General features: G+C 49.7%; 13 protein-coding genes. All 13 read left to right on the forward strand.

Features of this window, described 5'->3' with window-relative positions; genetic code table 11:
- Positions 1 to 40: 40 nt before the first annotated feature.
- The 13 genes from Pla110_RS20410 (at position 41) to Pla110_RS20465 (ending at position 15407) form a co-directional block, all read left to right on the forward strand.
- Positions 41 to 1585, forward strand: a complete 1545-nt coding sequence (locus Pla110_RS20410; protein WP_197440339.1) for a TolC family protein — start codon at positions 41 to 43, stop codon at positions 1583 to 1585.
- 171 nt (positions 1586 to 1756) lie between these two features.
- Positions 1757 to 3907, forward strand: a complete 2151-nt coding sequence (locus Pla110_RS20415; protein ID WP_144998710.1) for a peptidase domain-containing ABC transporter — start codon at positions 1757 to 1759, stop codon at positions 3905 to 3907.
- Between the two features lie 66 nt (positions 3908 to 3973).
- Entirely contained in the window at positions 3974 to 5392 is a 1419-nt protein-coding gene (locus Pla110_RS20420; protein WP_144998712.1) for an HlyD family secretion protein, read from the forward strand.
- Between the two features lie 191 nt (positions 5393 to 5583).
- Positions 5584 to 5979 carry a DUF1559 family PulG-like putative transporter gene (locus Pla110_RS20425; RefSeq protein ID WP_144998714.1) on the forward strand — a complete coding sequence of 132 codons (396 nt, stop codon included), beginning with the start codon at positions 5584 to 5586 and terminating at the stop codon, positions 5977 to 5979.
- Between the two features lie 235 nt (positions 5980 to 6214).
- Positions 6215 to 7057 carry a hypothetical protein gene (locus Pla110_RS20430; protein WP_197440340.1) on the forward strand — a complete coding sequence of 281 codons (843 nt, stop codon included), beginning with the start codon at positions 6215 to 6217 and terminating at the stop codon, positions 7055 to 7057.
- Between the two features lie 27 nt (positions 7058 to 7084).
- Positions 7085 to 7282 (forward strand): hypothetical protein, encoded by a 198-nt coding sequence (locus Pla110_RS20435; protein WP_144998718.1) that lies wholly within the window; start codon positions 7085 to 7087, stop codon positions 7280 to 7282.
- Between the two features lie 461 nt (positions 7283 to 7743).
- A complete protein-coding gene (locus Pla110_RS20440) occupies positions 7744 to 9276 on the forward strand; it encodes a DUF1254 domain-containing protein (protein WP_144998720.1) in 1533 nt (510 codons plus the stop codon).
- 154 nt (positions 9277 to 9430) lie between these two features.
- Positions 9431 to 10825 (forward strand): DUF1254 domain-containing protein, encoded by a 1395-nt coding sequence (locus tag Pla110_RS20445; protein WP_390620504.1) that lies wholly within the window; start codon positions 9431 to 9433, stop codon positions 10823 to 10825.
- A gap of 73 nt (positions 10826 to 10898) precedes the next feature.
- On the forward strand, positions 10899 to 11942 hold the full coding sequence (locus tag Pla110_RS20450; RefSeq protein ID WP_197440341.1) for a DUF1214 domain-containing protein: 1044 nt from the start codon (positions 10899 to 10901) through the stop codon (positions 11940 to 11942).
- Between the two features lie 115 nt (positions 11943 to 12057).
- Positions 12058 to 13530: a DUF1254 domain-containing protein gene (locus Pla110_RS20455; RefSeq protein ID WP_144999797.1), complete on the forward strand. Its 1473-nt coding sequence runs from the start codon at positions 12058 to 12060 to the stop codon at positions 13528 to 13530.
- A gap of 18 nt (positions 13531 to 13548) precedes the next feature.
- A complete protein-coding gene (locus Pla110_RS22745) occupies positions 13549 to 13716 on the forward strand; it encodes a hypothetical protein (RefSeq protein WP_197440343.1) in 168 nt (55 codons plus the stop codon).
- Positions 13717 to 13945: 229 nt separating this feature from the next.
- Entirely contained in the window at positions 13946 to 14167 is a 222-nt protein-coding gene (locus Pla110_RS20460) for a helix-turn-helix domain-containing protein (protein ID WP_144998724.1), read from the forward strand.
- Positions 14168 to 14183: 16 nt separating this feature from the next.
- Positions 14184 to 15407, forward strand: coding sequence for a tyrosine-type recombinase/integrase (locus Pla110_RS20465; RefSeq protein WP_144998726.1), 1224 nt, complete (start codon positions 14184 to 14186; stop codon positions 15405 to 15407).
- The last annotated feature ends 266 nt before the right edge of the window (positions 15408 to 15673 follow it).

A 15673-nucleotide genomic window follows, 5' to 3' on the forward strand; every position in this document is an offset into this window, starting at 1 on the left:
AGAACTTGTCGCATCTGATTCACACCAATCGGAGGTGGAGTTGAATGTCCTTGAGGAATCAGCATCAGAGGAAAAAAAGGAAGAGAGTCAGAATTCAATAAAGTTAGTATCGGAAGAGGTCGGCAATACGGCCATTGCATCCGCCAGCGATAATGAAGCAAGTGAAGCAGAGATCAATGCTCTCGAATTCAGTGGAGTCACGCCGGGTGAAATCGACCAAGTTAACCAGGAGTTAGAGTTCTCAGAGACGTTGCAATTACTCGACGTCGTTCGGTCGGTTCATGACACATACCCTGCGTTGGAGATTCTTTATCTGGAAAGACAAATCGCCAATGGTAAACAGCTTTCTGCCTGGGGTGAATTCGATACGAAACTCAAAGGGTTCAGCGAGAATCAACCGAGTGGCTATTACCAGACCTACCGCCAGAATGCAGAGGTTTATCAGCCCATCTACCATGGAGGTGAATTCTTCGGTGGTTATCGAATTGGTCGCGGTGATTTTGAACCCTGGTATCTTGAGCGTCAAACTAACGACGGTGGGGAATTTAAATTAGGAATGCGAGTTCCCCTGTTACGAAACCGTGAGATAGACAATCGCCGGGCTGAATTATGGCGTGCAACTTACGAACGTCAGCGGGTCCAACCCGAAATACGCTCAAATCTCATTTACTTTGTTCGCGACGCGTCTGTCGCTTACTGGACATGGGTTGCGGCTGGTCAGCAAGTAAAAGTGTATGAAGCTGCTTTAGAACTATCCAATAAGCGGAATAGCAAACTCAAACGACGTTTGGAAACGGGCGACCTCGACCCTCCCGTTTTCCAGGACAATGTCCGGTCGCTTCGACTTCGAGAAGCCAAGCTGATTGATCGCAAGCGAAAACTGGATCAGTCCGCAGTAAAACTATCTCTTTACTATCGATCTCCAGGAGGCGACCCGCTCCTCCCCGTGCCAGCACTTCTTCCCGAACTTCAAAACCTGGAATTAATACCCTCCGGAGAACTCGAAGTCGGACTCCAGAAGGCACTTGCCAGCCGACCTGAAATCCAAGTGATCAACGCAGAAATTCGCAAATTCTCGGTCGACTATGCGGAAGCCAGAAATGACCTGCTCCCGAATCTTGATACACAGATTCAAGGGAAGCAAGACGTCGGTGAGCCGACCAGCAGCAAGCGAGATAAATCTGAATTCGAATTAGAAGCGGGGATCTACGTTGAAGTCCCTTTGCAGCGTCGGAAAGCACGGGGAAAAATCCAGACTTCGTCGGCGAAAATCGCTCAGTTGAATATTAAACGAGAATTCTTAAAAGACAAAATCATCGCGGAAGTTCAATCAGCCTACGCAGGGGTTAAGGCAGCAGAAGAACGAATTGAAAAGGCGGTTGAAGCCCGAGAACTGGCGGAATACATATCCGAAGTGGAACGACGAAAGTTTGATCTTGGGCGAAGTGACCTATTAGCTGTCTTCCTTCGTGAGCAGTATGCAATTGAAGCTGCGGATGGTGAAATTGAATCTCGTCTGGAATACCAACTGGCACTCGCAGATTATCTGGCTGCATTAGCGGACGACCTACTTTCCACCTTCTGAAAATATTTTGTTTCCAGACTGGAAATCCTTTTGACACGACATATAACTCACCTATTCTATGACACTTTTTTTCGGTTCCAGTAGTGCTCTTCAAATCCTTGGCACCATAATTCTGCTCTAAAAAGGGTGGAAAAAACATTCTAATCAGCTGACTCTCAGGGTACGACGCTAATGAGTATATGGGACAACAATTCGGAAACCGATCGAGTTGTCTGGATATTTGAGCAGTTGATGCTTCCGCACCATCTCCCTGACCGAAAAACACCTGAACGGGCATTTCTGGATGCCGTTCAAGCTTGGCCGGGACCGTTTCAGGAAAAATGGAACATTTGGTTTAAAGAAGCGTCAACCACACTGGGCGTACGCTGCCGACAAATTGAATGCCATCGGGAAGATATTCAGGCATTCGCGGAAACGGGTGCCGCAGTTGTCATTCTGTCCGAGCGCAAAGAACCGGAACTGATATTAATTCGTCCAGAACCTGGATCGAGCGATGTCCTTCTCTATTATCAAAAGGGACTTCGAGAACGACGATTAAGTTCCTCACAATTCCTCGACAAGCTAGAAAAAATTACTAGCACTGCCCTCACTCCAGACAGGTCTGTAAAATCGTCTCCAGAAAAATCAATTCAATGTCTGGTTTTCGATCCTCTGGCTCCTATCGACATCAGCCAAACCGCGAAACGTAAGTTGACACCATTCCAGAGACTTTACCGATTACTGCGTCCTGAGTGGCCGGACATCTGGTTAATTCTTGTGTTTTCATTCGTCGTCGGACTCCTCTCGTTAACGACACCGATCGCAGTTGAAGCCCTCGTGAACACGGTTGCCTTCGGGCGATTTCTACAACCGGTGTTTGTATTAGCGATCATTCTCTTGATTTTTCTCGGGCTCCAGGGAGCACTTCGAGGCATCAATACCTACGTCGTCGAGATTATTCAACGTCGATTATTCGTGCGAGTGGCGGCGGATTTATCCGACCGACTTCCACGTGTCCGTTTCGAAGAGACAGAAAAACATCATTTGCCCGAAATGGTAAATCGCTTCTTTGAAGTCGTAACATTGCAAAAAGTGACTGCTCAGTTATTGCTTGATGGAATCCGACTCTTATTAAGTACCATCATCGGTATGGCTGTCTTGGGATTTTATCATCCCTGGTTACTTGGATTCGACTTGTTTCTTCTTGCCTCGATTGCGTTCATCATTTTCGTGCTGGGCTATGGTGCCGTCGACAGCGCGATTAAAGAGTCCAAGAACAAATATTACATGGCTGCCTGGCTGGAAGAGATAGCCTCTTCCCCTCTTGCATTCCGAACTTTTGGTGGACATGATTTTGCGTTAAATCAAACCGACCGACTGATTTCCAATTATTTAGTCACACGTAAAGCTCATTTCCGGGTCCTTATCCGACAAATCCTTTTTGCCTTGGGACTTCAGGCGGTCGCGAGTACGGTCTTGCTTGGACTTGGTGGATGGCTAGTCATCACTGGAGAACTGACGTTGGGTCAACTGGTCGCAGCAGAACTGATCGTGACGGTGATCGTTGGAGCATTTGCCAAAATTGGCAAGCACATGGAGAGTTTTTATGACCTGCTAGCAGGCATCGATAAACTCGGTGTACTGTTTGACTTGGATCTCAACCGACAAGATGGAATTGTCGGGTTGGGGAAAAAAGGACCTGTCGAGGTTATTCTTCGAAACATTAGTTTTAAGCGGACCGGCGAGTCCCCCCTACTGAAATCCTGTTCGCTGCAAATTGACCCTGGAAAGTCTACCTGTATTAGAGGCATTTCAGGAAGTGGTAAAAGTACCCTACTGGAAATTATGTGCGGCCTACGAAAACCGAGTTCCGGTCAGATTACATTAGACGGATACCTCCCTCAGGAAATTCGACCGGACATTCTGCAAAAGCGAGTCGCACTCGCAAAGCCGAATGAAATATTTCACGCGACTCTGGAAGACAACATTGTATTACATCGTTCAGATATCGGAGCGTCAGATCTACAAACTTTGCTTCAACAAATTGGTTTAAGTGAATCGATCCTTGAATTACAAGATGGTCTGGGAACCGTGTTAAGTTCCACCGGGGCACCTTTGAATGAAAAACAGAGGAATCTCGTCAGTCTGGCCAGGGCTATCGTGGCTCATCCTGGGCTAATCATTCTGGATGGTCTGCTTGATGCAATGGAAAAAGACGAAGCAGCGAAGATCGTTCAATATCTTTCTCGACCAGAACATCAGTGGACGCTCGTTGTCGCGACGAGCCAATCACATGTCGCGGATTTGATGCCCCGTGTCATTCACATGTCTGACCTGAATTAAGTCTACTCACTCCAGTTTTTGATTTTTTCGGCGACTTAAGCCCAACAAAGAATAATGTGATTCCTTATGTTATCTCCCGTTGCCTATGATGAAAAAGCAATGCCGTCGTTGCAGCTGGCCAGGTCATCCCGGTTAGCTCGACGGACGGGTCGTGTTCTATTTGTGATGATCGTCATTAGTTTTATCGTCGTCGCAGTTTCACCATGGCAGCAATCTGTCCGTGGTAGTGGCAACGTCGTGGCGTATGCGCCACTCGAACGCCAACAGACGTTAGAAGCTCCAATCAAGGGACGAATTGTATCACTCGGGGAGAATATCGTTGAGAACTCGCTTGTCGAAAAGGGAGAGCTCATCGCGATTATTTCAGACATCGACGAAAACTACCTGGGCCGTATTGAAGGACAGTTGACTGCAACTCAACAACAAGTCGAAGCCACGCGTACTTTATTAAAAGCGAGTATGCGAAGCCGCGATGCGGCAGAGATGATTGTGACTTCTTACGAAGAGCAATTGAAAACTTATCAGACTGTTAAAGCACAAATCATTGGATCAGCAGAAGCCGCCGTCGAAGCCGCCGAAAATAAACTAGAAGCGGAAAAGCAACAATTGGCAGAACACCAGGCAGCGCTTTCGCAAATCAAAGCGGATTTTTCCCGTCAGAAAACATTGTTCGAAGAGAATATTATTTCCCAGCTTAAATTCCAGGAATCAGATCGTAAACTAAAAGAAGCGATCGCTAAAGTGGCCAAGGCGGAGGCCTACATCAAAGCTGCCGAGAACGATCTGGTTGGAAAACGAAACGACCGAAATGCCAAGGAGCAGAAAGCCCAGATTGATATCGATTACGCCAATGCCGCACTGCGAAAGACACTCGGGGACGTGGCCAAAGCTGAAAGCGACATTGCCAAGGCAGAGAGCGAAGTAAGCAAGGGAGAAAAAAGTCTTTTCGACATCGAAACCAAACTGGCAAGGCAACGGAATCAGGAAGTAAGAGCGCCATTTAAAGGTTATTTGACGCAGATCTATGCCAACCAAGGGAGCCAAATCCTCAAGGAAGGGGATCCGATATGTGTTATTGTTCCAGAAACTTCCGATCGAGCTGTTCAAATCTGGTTGGATGGGAACGACGCTCCGCTGGTCGAAGTGGGAAGACATGTCCGTCTTCAGTTTGAAGGATGGCCGGCCGTCCAGTTCGCCGGATGGCCGTCAGTAGCTGTAGGTACTTTCGGAGGCGATGTTGTTTCGATTGATGCGACGGACAATGGCAAAGGTAAGTTTCGAGTGATGATTTTACCTGACCCCACCGATGGTGATTGGCCACAAGACCGTTTCCTTCGACAAGGGGTCCGAGCCAACGGTTGGGTCATTCTGGAGAAAGTTCCACTCTGGTACGAACTGTGGCGAAACATGAATGGTTTTCCGCCCGTCGTCTCAATGGATGAACCCAAAGAGAAAGTTAAACCACCGAAAATCCCCAAGCCTTAATCAAATGAAACATTCAATCACAGTCTACCTGAGACTTCTGGTTAATCGCGTAACGTAATAATTCACTAACGACGTCAGGTTAAGCCATTTGCAATTAAGTTCAGGAATTGGGATTGACGCAATTACTGATTTCTTAGTAGAAACAAACGGAAAGATTCCACACACTTTTCAGGGATGAAAGAACAGGGTCAATGGGTGATCGATCCTTCAGACAACGCTTGCAGATCTGCTGGTTGAAGTGCGACAACGCTTCAATAAGCAGGACGCGTTGTCGGCGTGCTTTTACCGTTTTGGAACTGATCACGGTCATCGCCATTCTGACTGTGCTTCTTGCGCTTCTATTACCTTCTCTCGGTTCCGCCAGGGAATCAGCACGGCGGATCCAATGCCAATACCAGTTGCGACAACTGGGAACAGCCTTGCAGGGATATCATGAGCTCAACCGCAGTCTTCCCCCCGGATTTCAATGGGAAGAAACGGAGCAGTCGGCGTATGGCTGGTCGGTACCACTGTTAAGTTTCCTGGAACAGCGTGCCGTTTATGATCAAATTCATTCAGAACGACTTTTGACAGATCCCGTACCGTGAAAAAAACTCAGCCGTATTGAAAACACTACAAATCAAGGTGTCTGTGAAACGCTGAAGGCATGTATTCTCAGACGAGTTGGCAACAGCTTTCGCCGTCACATTCATTACAACCGTTGTCTCCGGTCGTGAAGACTGGCAACGATACACGATTCGCTAGTGCTACTGCTCAGAGACTGGCTATAGTTCCAAAGTAACCCTCCCCTGCACTTTGGTAACTGATTAGATGGAAATGGTGATGCAGCCCTGGCACCTGCTCGTCTACGCTCTGACAAGTTGGTGGAATCGCGAACAGCAATTGGCGATTGAATACCTCAAGACCGAAAATAGTATCCTCCGCGATAAACTTGGTAAGAAACGGGTCCTGCTGAATGACAATGAACGTCGCCGCTTGGCAGTCAAAGGAAAACAGCTTGGTCGGAAGTTACTGAGTGAACTCGGCGCGATCTTCACTCCCGATACCATTCTCCGCTGGCACCGGGAGTTGATTTCCCGAAAATGGAATTACACTTCAAATAAACCTCGTGTTGGTCGACCTCGTATTCGACAGGTGATCGTTGAACAGATCCAGCGGTTCGCGAAAGAGAACCCCACGTGGGGAGCCGATCGAATTCAGGGGGCTTTGTCCAATGTTGGGTTTCACATCACCGACACGACTGTCAGGAATGTGCTCAAGTCGAACGGTATTGAGCCTGCCCCCGACCGTCCCACTTCAATGTCCTGGGAGACGTTCCTTAAAGCCCACTGGGAAGCGATCTTCGCCGTCGATTTCACCACGGTAGAAGTGTGGACTAAAACGGGTCTGACGACGTTCTACGTCATGGTGGTGATGGAGTTGAAGTCACGACGCGTTGAGATCGCAGGCATTACTACCAACCCGAATGGAGACTGGGTGAAACAAGTCACCCGTAATCTGACGGGTAGCGACGGTTTCCTCGAAAACGCGACGCACCTGATTCTTGATCGCGATACTTGTTTCCAGCCGCTGCGATCTTTTCTGAAGGAACAGAGCGATGTTGAACCGGTGTTGCTTCCTCCGAAAAGTCCGAACATGAATGCGTATCTCGAACGATTCATGTGAAGCGTAAAAGATGAGTGTCTGAACAAGATGATCTTCTTCGGTCAACACTCTATCGAACGAGCGCTGAAAGAATACGTCGCTCACTATTACGCGGAAAGGAATCATCAGGGACTCGACAATCAGTTGATTGAACCTGGTGAAGAAGTCGTATGCATCGCAGGCAAGATCGAATACCGCGAACGTCTCGGCGGTCTGCTCAAGTATTACTACCGCGACGCGGCGTGAAACGACTGTGCTCGCGTACCACAATTCTTGTGTCAATCCGAGCTACCGCTGCGCTCGAATGGTGCTTTTGGCATCGAATCCGATCACAATCCTCAAGTCGCGAAACGAATCTCGTTCGAGATCCTTCGCTCTTTAGCTACATAACCAATTGAAATCACTCGGTTTCAACGTCGGCTGAATAAATTTACGATACGGGACTATCAGAAAAAAACCTCTCAAACTGGAAATTCCAGATACTGTCTGCAACAAGAAGGCTGTACACTAAAAGAGATTCGATTGTCTGATTTCATCTATCATCCGAGAACAGGCACCATGTGGACGATTTATGCAATCTTCACACGTCTGATCGTCGCTGATGAAAACCGCCGTGCACCGCTCAATGCCAGCTGAAGCAACCGAGCTCGCGTTACGCTACTAGCTGCTGATCGTCGCGATGAGGTACATGACAAAGTACGACACCAATGAAAGAAACTCCATTGAAAAAAATATCAAGATTCAGCTCCCTGCCATTCGCCGCCATTGGCGCATTGGTCCTCGGCGCCTGCGGTTCCGTGTTCGCCCAGATTTCAGAAGAAGCGATGAACGTCATTGCCATCCCCGACAAGGTCGAGACAGCGATCGGCCAACTCGAATTCTTCGACGGTGTGCCGAACGATTACACCATCGACAAGCTTTACGACAATCTCGACCGGATGCGGGGAGTTGAGGTTTACCTGAATCACTCGGGTGCAGGTTCACTCAATGCCATGCGTAAAGGCAACGCCAGCATCGGTGCGGACTCATCGAACAAAGTCACGATCACCGAGCAACTCCTCAAACCCGCGTCGCTTTATCTTACCGGCAACACCTCAACCTTATATGCCCTCACCTACCTCGACCTGAAATCCGACGGCCCGCTGGTCGTCGAGCTTCCTCCTGGTATGTTGGGATTCCTCGATGACGCTTGGTTCCGTTTCATCGGCAACCTCGGCGTGATCGGTCCGGACAAAGGCAAGGGGGGCAAGTATTTGCTGCTTCCCCCGAACTACAGCGGAGAAGAACCCGAGGGTTACTTCATCGTCAAGCTCCCCACTTACAACAACCTGATGTTCCTGCGAGGCTCGATCGCGAAGGGACTGGATCCTGCGGTGGAGAACATCAAATCGAAGCTCCGAATCTACCCTCTTGCCAAGGCGAAAAATCCTCCCGCCACTGAGTTCATTAACATGTCCGGCAAGAGCTACAGTACGATCGTTACCCACGATTTCAGTTTCTTCGAGGATCTCAACGAGTTGGTGCAAGTCGAACCCATCGATGCGATCGGGCCGGAAATGCGTGGTCAACTCGCGGCGATTGGCATCGTCAAAGGCAAGCCTTTCAATCCCGATTCCCGCATGCAGAAACTGTTGAATGAAGCCGCCATTCTCGGCAATGCTACAGCCCGCGCCATCTCCTATCAGCCACGCATTGACGGCGTATTCATCTATCCTGATACCAATAGCTCGTGGACGACGGCCTACGCGAACAAAAACACTTCCTTCGAGGCCGATGGAGTAATGAATCTGGATGCTCGACCGTTGTTTTACTTCAACGCAACCGGCGTCACGCCCGCCATGGCGACAAGCCACCCCGGAGCAGGTTCCGATTACGCACTGGCGTATCTTGATGCAGACAAGAAGGCATTCGATGGCTCGAAAACCTACAAGCTCCATCTACCGCCCCACGTTCCGATCAACAACTTTTGGGCAGTCACGCTCTACGACACGCAAACGCGGTCGTTACTTCAAACCAGCCAGACTTTTCCAACTGTCGGCAGCCAAAGCGAAGGATTCCAGAAAAACAAAGATGGCTCCTACGACGTCTATTTTGGCCCGAAAGCTCCGGAAGGTAAAGAGAGTAACTGGTTGGAAACCATTTCTGGTAAGAGCTGGTTCACGATTCTGCGCATGTATGGGCCTCTGGAGCCATGGATCAAGAAGACCTGGCGACCCGGTGAGATCGAGCCAGTGAAATAATCCGGCAATTTAGTTTAGATCGACTTAGGCCAGTTCCACAACGGAGCAGCCCGCGCAGTCAAATTCGATTACATCACATTAAAATAAATACCAGAAACCAAATACAATGAAACTAAACACCATCGCCTACGTTGCGCTCGCAGCCGTCGCGCTCATGTTCACTGCCTGTAACCAAAAGAGTACTAATTCCGTCGACATATCGGCACCTCCTTCACCTGAGGAAACCAAAGACCTCGCCGAGGAGGGCTTCATCTACGGCCTTCCAATCGTGATGAACTACGCAGTGATGTATGAATACGCAGTCGATAAGGGGGGCAGCCAGTTCAAGGCACCGTTCAACCAACTCAAGAACGAGCCGCGTGTTTACACTTACAAGGACACGGCGGTCATCACACCGAATAGCGACACGCCCTATTCCTTTACCTGGCTCGACCTGCGAGCCGAACCGATCGTCCTGACCGTTCCTGCAGTCGAAAAGAAACGCTATTACGCCGTTATGATGTGCGACGGTAATACTTACAACTACGGGTATATCGGCAGTCGCGCCACCGGCAACGATCCCGGTAGCTTCATGGTCGTCGGACCCGATTGGAAAGGCGAAAAGCCTGAAGGCATCAAGGAAGTCTTCACTTCCACCACGCCCTTCTCCCTCGTAGCTTACCGCACCCAGCTCTTTGACCCTGAAGACATGCCGAACGTGATCAAAGTTCAGGAAGGCTACCAAGTTGAGCCGCTTTCCGCCTTCCTTAAACAACCCGCACCTGCCGCCGCTCCCGCGATCGACTTCAGTCCAGCTACCACCGCCGGCATCAAGGAGAACTTCTGGAGCTACCTCGACGCCGCACTTGAATACGTTCCTGAAACGGAGATGGACAAGGACATCCGCACCAAGCTCGCAACCATCGGCATTGGCCCGAATAAGAACTTCGACATGAAGGAACTTTCGACGGAGCACCAACAAGCCATCGTTGAAGGGATGAAGGCCGGTGACGAAAAAATCAGCACATTCCTGGCCTCGGGAATGACTGACGTCAATGGTTGGCAGATTGGCTCCCTCCCGGGTGACGAAGCTCACTACAACGGCGATTGGCTCAAACGTTCCGGCACCGCCAAAGCAGGCCTCTATGGCAACAGCGCTGTCGAGGCCGTTTATCCGTTGACCCGCGTGGACGGCAATGGCGAGACACTCGATTGCAGCAAAAGCAACTACACCATCACCTTTCCTGCAGGGCAGTACCCGCCGGTGAATGCTTTCTGGTCGGTTACCATGTATGATGGCAACTCCCAGTATCTGATCGAAAACCCGATCAATCGTTACCTTATCAACTCACCAATGATTCCGAACATGAAAAAGGGCGAGGACGGATCTCTCACTCTTTATATTCAGAAAGACAACCCCGGAAGCGACCTGGAGGCCAACTGGCTCCCCGCTCCAAACGACACCGTCTATCTCGTGATGCGACTCTACTGGCCGACAACCGAGTCACCGTCCGTCCTCCCTCCTGGCAAAGGGAGTTGGAAACCACCGGGCATCGAGAAGTCAAAATAATTGCCGCTTCGATCCTAAACAACCCGACCCGCGCATTGAGTAACCAACGACAATAAGAAAGTCCATCAATTCAATGAACATGAAACTAAGCATCATTCCTCTGGTTCTCACAGGCACATTCTCCGTGGCGATCGCCGCCGCGCAGTCACTTCTAGCCAGCGAATCCGAGACTCCGATAGTTGTTAATGTGGACAATTTCAATAAAGCACAGACAGACTTTGAATTCGCCGGAATCATCAAACAGTCGGGCATCAATAAAGTGCACAGTAATCGGACGCCCACGCCGATCGATAAACAGAATGTCATTCGGATGAACCGGGATACGCTTTACAGTCTCGGCGTGATTAATATTTCAAAAGGCGCGACGGTCACTATGCCCAACTGTGGCAAGCGATACATGTCCCTGATGGTGATTAATAATGACGGGTATGTGAATGACGTCTATTACGGCGCTGGATCCTATGAATTGACGATGGAGAAATTTGATACGCCGTACGTCGGCGTGGTCATTCGCACTCTTGCAGACCCGGAAGATCCAGCAGATCTGGAGATCGCCCACAAACTCCAGGACCAGATTCATATTACGACAGAGTCCGACGAGCCATTTGTTTTGCCGAACTACGACAAAGCCAGCTATGAGGCGACTCTTGATGCGATTCTTGATTTGGCCAAGGGGCTGAAACGATATACCCAGACCTTCGGCTCCAAAGCTGATGTTGATCCGGTTCATTTTATGATTGGGACAGCATCCGCCTGGGGCGGCCTACCGGACAAGGACGCACAATATGTGAATGTTCAACCGAACCTGCCCGTCGGCGAATACGAGATTACTGTAAAGGATGTTCCTGTGAAGGGGTTCTGGTCTATCAGCCTCTACAACGCTAAGGGATACTTTCAAGAAAACCGATATAACGCATACAGTCTCAATAGCCTGACTGCCAAGCCAAACAGTGATGGCTCCTACACAATCCGGTTTGGTGGGAATCCGGATACCACAGAGAATTGTCTGCCGATCATGGAAGGCTGGAACTACGCCGTTCGAATGTATGAACCGAGTCAGGCGATCATCGATGGAACTTGGACGTTCCCCGGACCGCCTCAGAAGCGAAGCGAGTAATCGACGTTGTTTTCGTCATGAAAAAGCCAACTCCATTTCTACAGAAGAATTATTTGTAATGAATAGCCACCTCAACAGAATAAAACCAAACATCATCACGATAGCACTTAGCATTATGCTCGCGATGGCGAGCGTCTACGCACAGGACGACCCAGCCCGGGAAGAAGCGAAAACGAAAGCAGCGTCGATCCCGGATAAAGTCCAGACGGTTGCTGGAGAACTGGAATTCTTCGATGGCGTGCCGATCGGCGACACGAACGATCTCGTCTATGATTACCTGATTCGTTCGCGTGCGCTCGCAGTCTACCTCGATAACGTCGGTGCGGTTTCCATCTACAGCGTACTCGCGGGCATGGCGGAACAAGGTGCCGATGCACCAAACAAGATTGCCATCTGGGAACAGATGATGGATTCCCGGACGCCAGTTATCACTTCGAATACCTCCACAATGTATGCCTACGCTCCCACGGATCTGGCTAAGGATGGCCCGACAGTCATCGAGATCCCACCCGGCATGCTCGGCTTTCTCGACGACGCCTGGCAACGATTTGTCGGCAACATGGGTGTCACCGGTCCGGACAAGGGCAAGGGAGGTAAATATCTCCTGATTCCTCCTGGCTACGAAGGCGAAATCCCGGATGGGTATTTCATCCTGAAGCCGCCTACCAACCGTAACTTCCTTTTCCTTCGCGGGTCCGTCAAGAATGGCCTGGAGGCCGCCGTTGCAAACTTCAAATCTGGATTGAAAGTCTATCCACTGAAGGATGCTGAAAACCCAGAGCCGACCGAGCTCATTAACATGTCCGGCAGATCGTTCAGCACGATCTTCCCGAGCAACTTGGACTACTTCAAGGTCTTGAATAACATCGTCCAAAACGAACCGATTGAGGCGGTCAGCCCGGAAGTTCGTGGTTACATGGCGGCCATCGGCATCGTGAAAGGAAAGCCCTTCAATCCTGATGAGAAGATGAAAAAGCTGTTAACCGAAGCCGCGACGCTCGGGAATGCAGCAGGCCGTTCCATCACTTACGATCCACGCATCGATGGTGTGAAGATCTATCCCGATTCGAAGAGCCAGTGGGTGACGGCCTATGCAAACCGAAATACGTCCTTCGAAGCAGACGGAACCATGAATCTTGATGCTCGTGTGCTGTTTTACTACAACGCCGGCGGTGTAACCCCCGCGATGGCGACGACTCATGTCGGAGCTGGCTCCGATTATGCATTGGCCTTCCTGGATCAAAACGATCAACCCTTCGACGGCTCAAAGACCTATAAGCTGCATTTGCCTCCGAATGTTCCGGTCAACAACTTCTGGGCAGTCACTCTCTATGACACTCAGACTCGCTGCCAACTCCAGACCGGCCAGCTTTTCCCAACGGTCGGTAGCCTGACAGAAGGGATGAAGAAGAACGAAGACGGCTCCTATGATGTCTACTTCGCGCCGAAAGCCCCCAGTGGGAAAGAGGGCAATTGGCTGCAGACCATACCGGGAAAAAGCTGGTTTTCTATCTTGAGGATGTATGGGCCTCTGGAACCATGGATCAACAAGACTTGGCGACCCGGTGAGATTGAATTGGTAGAGTAAAGGCGACTCACTTCTCAAGTGGCAGAGCTGCATGATATCACGGCTGAGGGTGATTTTTTTAAGATACGGGGACTCGATAATCAATTGATTGATCCTGGTGAAGAAATTGGATCTGTCGCCGGCAAGATCGAATGCAGAGAACGTCTCGGTGGGCTGCTCAAGTATTACTATCGCGACGCAGCTTGAATCAGCCTCGAATAGATGTCGGTCCTCGTGTTGTGATTTCCCGCTACCGTTGCGCTCGGAAGGTTATTTTCGCATTGAATCTGACAATCAGCTTCGAGCAGTGAAACGAATCTCGTCCGAAAACCATCGCTCATCAGCAACATAACTACTTGAAATCACTCGTTTTCAATGTCGGCTGAATATGTTTACGATACGGGGTCGAAAGTCGTCTATTCCGGATACTTTCGGAATGAACGCCAGCCCCGACATCCTGAACCGCTTCGGCAACCGGGTGAGAAAACTGAGAAAAGCTCAGGGATACTCACAGGAAAGCTTTGCTGCGGAATGCGGTCTCGACCGGACGTATATGGGAGGTATTGAGCGGGGAGAACGGAACCTCGCTCTGCGGAATCTGGAACGGATCGCCCAGGCACTTAAAATCAGCCTGTCTGAACTTCTGAAAGGGCTCTGACTGGCGATCTTTATGGGTGCCCCGTTTTTTCTTCTGGGATTCTCCCACCCCTGTCACACCGACTCTGTTTTATCTGATCCGGCAGCGGACGAATTCGCTCCGTTGGATTAACTTCGAAACATCTTTTGAGTCGAGTGTAATTGAAATGCAACAAGACATCCGCAAGGTCTACTTGGAAAAACGTCCGAGTAAATCCCCCAACTGGTACATTCGCTTCTGGATCCGTTGTAATGGCGGAAATGGCTGGAAAGAGATTCGGGAATCAACCCGAACGAGCGTAAAGAAAAAGGCGGAGCAGATTCGACGGAACAAAGAACAGGAGCTTGCGGCGTCCACTTTGACGGATGGAATGATTTCCTGGGACGATTTCATCCAACAGTTCCTAAGCAGCCAGCGGAGTCGCAAACCGAAAACGACGGTGGATTGTTACGCGTTCAGCCTGAAGACGTTTACAGGACTGATGAACCCCGCGCTATTATCAGGCATTACCCGGGCGGTTTTGGATCGCTTTGTGACGATGCGTATTGAGAAGGTTGCCAAGGCTACGGTCAATAAAGACCTGCGGCATCTCAAAGTCGCTCTCAAATGGGCCGAACAACAGGAGCACATTTCTAAGGCTCCCAGCTTCTCGGGAATCTTCATCAAAGAAGATCGAAAGCAGCCGACATTCATCCCTGAATCTGACTTCATCATGATAATTCAGGTATTGGAGAATCCGGAACTGAAACTACAGGTTACGACTCCCGAATGGTGGCGGGCCTGGCTGTACGTGGCCTACTACGGAGGGCTTCGACGGGGGGAGCTTTTTGGCTTGGTTTGGGAGGATATCGATTTCGACTTCCTCGAAATCCGTGTTAAAGCACCGACCTCCAAGAGTCGGAAGGAGCGAGTTATTCCCATTCAGCCGGGGATTGCGGATATCTTGAACGGATGGAAGACTATCGCAGATCCTCCACGTTCTAAGACCCCCGTTTTTCCATGGGACTACGATAATTACCGCAATCTTTACCACGACTGGCACCATCTGATGGACGTGGCAGAGTTCGAGAAGGAAGACCGATACACACTTAAAGATTTCAGGTCCTCCTGTGCGTCCGCTTTGATTGCTGCCCAGACTCCTACGGCAGTCGTTCAGAGAATCCTTGGGCACGAGTCGATGTCAACGACGGCGAATTACTATATCAACGCGCAGCCAGCACTGCGGCAAGCTGTTCAGAATCGACCGATACGGATTGAGTAAATTTCTGAATATTCACAATAGGGATCTTCAAAAAGCGAAATTATTTCTTTGACAGAATATGAAGCTTAGCGAATTCTTCAAAATAAATTGAAGCGAATGTCGGTGCGATAAGAACTCAAGGGAAATTAAAGATTTCTGCGAGAACGCTTCTATTGCGTATCGGATAAAAATCGGGAATTACTGAATTACATATTGACAGGTTGGTAATATTTATACAGTCTATGTGCTCCTTTCTCTACGTCCCGTCTGATAGTGAAAATGGACTT

The organism is Polystyrenella longa (genome assembly GCF_007750395.1).
In the GTDB taxonomy this organism is placed as follows: domain Bacteria; phylum Planctomycetota; class Planctomycetia; order Planctomycetales; family Planctomycetaceae; genus Polystyrenella; species Polystyrenella longa.

Bases quoted from the DNA above. Each gene is read 5' to 3' on its own strand.
- Pla110_RS20430 (WP_197440340.1), top strand. From the start codon at position 6,215: ATGCAGCCCTGGCACCTGCTCGTCTACGCTCTGACAAGTTGGTGGAAT.
- Pla110_RS20435 (WP_144998718.1), top strand. From the start codon at position 7,085: ATGATCTTCTTCGGTCAACACTCTATCGAACGAGCGCTGAAAGAATAC.
- Pla110_RS20445 (WP_390620504.1), top strand. From the start codon at position 9,431: ATGTTCACTGCCTGTAACCAAAAGAGTACTAATTCCGTCGACATATCG.
- Pla110_RS20440 (WP_144998720.1), top strand. From the start codon at position 7,744: ATGAAAGAAACTCCATTGAAAAAAATATCAAGATTCAGCTCCCTGCCA.
- Pla110_RS20425 (WP_144998714.1), top strand. From the start codon at position 5,584: ATGGGTGATCGATCCTTCAGACAACGCTTGCAGATCTGCTGGTTGAAG.
- Pla110_RS20415 (WP_144998710.1), top strand. From the start codon at position 1,757: ATGAGTATATGGGACAACAATTCGGAAACCGATCGAGTTGTCTGGATA.
- Pla110_RS20455 (WP_144999797.1), top strand. From the start codon at position 12,058: ATGCTCGCGATGGCGAGCGTCTACGCACAGGACGACCCAGCCCGGGAA.
- Pla110_RS20450 (WP_197440341.1), top strand. From the start codon at position 10,899: ATGAACATGAAACTAAGCATCATTCCTCTGGTTCTCACAGGCACATTC.
- Pla110_RS20420 (WP_144998712.1), top strand. From the start codon at position 3,974: ATGTTATCTCCCGTTGCCTATGATGAAAAAGCAATGCCGTCGTTGCAG.
- Pla110_RS20460 (WP_144998724.1), top strand. From the start codon at position 13,946: ATGAACGCCAGCCCCGACATCCTGAACCGCTTCGGCAACCGGGTGAGA.